This is a genomic window from Acidithiobacillus ferriphilus (assembly GCF_018854775.1).
GTDB classification, from domain to species: Bacteria; Pseudomonadota; Gammaproteobacteria; order Acidithiobacillales; family Acidithiobacillaceae; genus Acidithiobacillus; species Acidithiobacillus ferriphilus.
The window spans coordinates 1-1,970 of sequence record NZ_JAAZTY010000102.1 but is presented as its reverse complement, the minus strand read 5'-3'; the positions used below and the strand labels follow the sequence as shown (position 1 = coordinate 1,970).

The following is a 1,970-nucleotide window of genomic DNA, read 5'->3' as shown; positions in this document are numbered from 1 at the left end:
AGATGCCCTGCGCTGCATTGCGCTGGCGCGGGAACGCGATCGCATCCCGCTGTTGGTGGGTGGCACGGGTCTGTATTTCCGCGCGCTGGAGCGTGGTATTGATGCGTTACCCCCCGCCGATCCCGCCCTGCGCCAGGATCTGGTGGCGGCAGCAGAGACGGCGGGGTGGCCGGCACTACACCAGCGCCTCGCGACCCTGGATCCGGAAACCGCTGCGGCTATCGCCCCCCATGATCGGCAACGCATTCAACGCGCGCTGGAAATGATTCTGAGTTCCGGCGCCTCGATCAGCGCTCATCGCCATTGGCAGGGAGCGTTCCCCGGCCCGCTCTACAAGATCATCCTGCGTCCGCCCCGGACCTGGTTACATCAGCGCATCGCGCAGCGCCTTGATGCCATGCTGGCAGAGGGTTTTTTGGAAGAACTGGAATCCCTGCGCCAACGTCACTACGCGCCGGAATTGCCCGCCATGCGCGCCGTGGGTTACCGCCAATACTTCGCCTGGCATGACGGCCTCTACAGTGCCGCAGAGGCCTATCAGGCGGCACTGGCGGCGACCCGCCAACTGGCCAAGCGCCAGGATACCTGGTTTAAGAGGGAATCAGCGCATTGTTACCTTGACCCCACACGGGGGGATGCGGCGTCACTGTTGTTACAATCCTTCTCTGATTTTCAGCAGAAAAATGCCCGTTAGGGGTTGATCTCGCAATGTCGAATATTTTGCGCCGGGCGTGATAACGATTGCTCCCCGGATATGCGTCCCGGATTGCCAGAGAAACTGCAGAATGCTAGCCTATGGCGACTTTAATTTTACCCCCATTGAGGAATTTATGGCTGTTGAGCGTACTCTTTCTATCATCAAACCCGACGCCGTTCAGAAAAATGCCATCGGCGCCATTCTTGGCCGTTTCGAACAGGCGGGCCTGCGTGTCGCTGCCACCAAGATGATGCACCTCAGCCGTGATGAGGCGGGAGGGTTTTATGCAGTACACAAAGCGCGTCCGTTTTACGGCGAGCTGTGCGATTTCATGAGCAGTGGCCCGGTAGTGGTTACGGTGTTGGAGGGCGAGGGCGCCATCGCCAAAAACCGTGATCTGATGGGCGCGACCAACCCCAAAGATGCCGCTGCGGGGACGATTCGTGCGGACTTTGCCGACAGCATCGATGCCAACGCCGTGCATGGCTCAGACAGCGCTGAGACCGCGGCATGGGAAATCGGCTACTTTTTTGGCCAACGGGAGATTTTTTCGCGCTGAATGATAGGCGATTCTTCTGTAGTTACCAAGGCCGTATGGCCACACCTGCTGGGACTGGATCGCCAGTCCCTCGCCGGATTGCTGCGCACCTGGGGAGAGTCCCCCTTTCGCGCCAACCAGATTTTGCAATGGCTGCATACCCGTCAGGTGACGGATTTCGCGGCCATGAGTAACATCAGCAAAGCCCTCCGCACCCGACTCGCCGCTGAGACCATTCTGGATGAACCGGAAATTATTGCTGATCAACTGGCGGCGGATGGCACCCGCAAATGGCTGTTGAAGCTTCCTGATGGCAATGCGATCGAAACGGTTTTTATTCCTGAAGAGGACCGTGGCACGCTGTGCATTTCTTCCCAGGTGGGCTGCTCGCTGGCATGCAGTTTCTGCGCCACCGGCGCGCAAGGGCTGAGCCGCAACCTGGAAACCCACGAAATAATCGCCCAGGTGCGCGTGGCGCGCCGCTTGCTGGGTCTGAATGCCATCACCAACGTGGTGTTCATGGGTATGGGTGAGCCGTTACTCAATTTGCGTCATGTATTACCTGCGCTGGATTTGCTGCGCGACGATTATGCCTACGGTTTGGGTGCGCGGCGCATTACCGTCAGCACGGCGGGGGTGGTGCCGGGCATGGATCGGCTGGGTACGGAAAGCCCGGTCAATCTCGCGATCAGTTTGCATGCCAGCCGCGATGATATCCGCGACATTCTCGTGCCA

3 protein-coding genes are annotated in these 1,970 nt (G+C 59.3%); all 3 read left to right on the top strand.

Translation table 11 applies throughout. The features are described 5' to 3' along the window. Window positions 1-694, top strand: a 694-nt coding sequence (gene miaA / locus HF921_RS07785) for a tRNA (adenosine(37)-N6)-dimethylallyltransferase MiaA (protein ID WP_215893621.1), incomplete at its 5' end; no start/stop codon positions are given. A 136-nt stretch (window positions 695-830) separates the two neighbouring features. After that, window positions 831-1,256 (top strand): nucleoside-diphosphate kinase, encoded by a 426-nt coding sequence (gene ndk / locus HF921_RS07780; protein WP_215849842.1) that lies wholly within the window; start codon window positions 831-833, stop codon window positions 1,254-1,256. Next, on the top strand, window positions 1,257-1,970 hold a 714-nt coding region (gene rlmN / locus HF921_RS07775; RefSeq protein WP_215892585.1), incomplete at its 3' end, for a 23S rRNA (adenine(2503)-C(2))-methyltransferase RlmN.